Source organism: Cognatundibacterium luofuense (assembly GCF_018139685.1).
GTDB lineage: Bacteria > Pseudomonadota > Gammaproteobacteria > Burkholderiales > Burkholderiaceae_D > Undibacterium > Undibacterium luofuense.
In genome coordinates, this window is the sequence record NZ_JAGSPN010000083.1 from 1 (window position 1) to 554 (window position 554).

The window sequence follows — 554 nt, forward strand, 5'->3', positions numbered from 1 at the left end:
GTAATAAAGGTCTGGCGAGCGCCTGGCCTATCCATAAAAAACTGGGGCAGCTTGAATTACAGGATCAGCTTGATGGTCTGGAATGGCTGCGTCAGCAAGGATGGGCAGATATGGAACGCGTTGCGCTGAATGGCTGGAGTTATGGCGGTTATATGACCTCGTATGCCATGACGCATAGCAAGGCATGGAAGCTGGGGTTTGTCGGTGCACCTGTGACCGACTGGCATCTGTACGACAGCGTTTATACCGAACGCTACATGGGCCTGCCATCAGAGAATAAAGAAGGCTATGACAAGGGCAGTGTGCTCAAAGCCGCCAAGGATCTGCACGGTAAAATCCTGATCATGCATGGCACCATGGATGACAATGTTCATCCACAAAACGCCATCATGCTGATTGATGCGCTGATACAGAACGGCAAAGACTACAGCCTGCAACTCTACCCAGGCCAGGGCCATGGCCCACGCGGCGATTGGACGGTCTGGTCCTTGCAGAAAGCGAAATGGGAATTTTTGAAGAATAATTTGTAAGTCAGAGGCAATTTCAACGAGTCT

General features: G+C 50.9%; 1 protein-coding gene. It reads left to right on the forward strand.

Annotation, left to right across the window (positions count from 1 at the left end; translation table 11 throughout):
- On the forward strand, positions 1-530 hold a 530-nt coding region (locus KDM89_RS19430), incomplete at its 5' end, for an alpha/beta hydrolase family protein (RefSeq protein WP_212689550.1).
- Positions 531-554 lie beyond the last annotated feature (24 nt).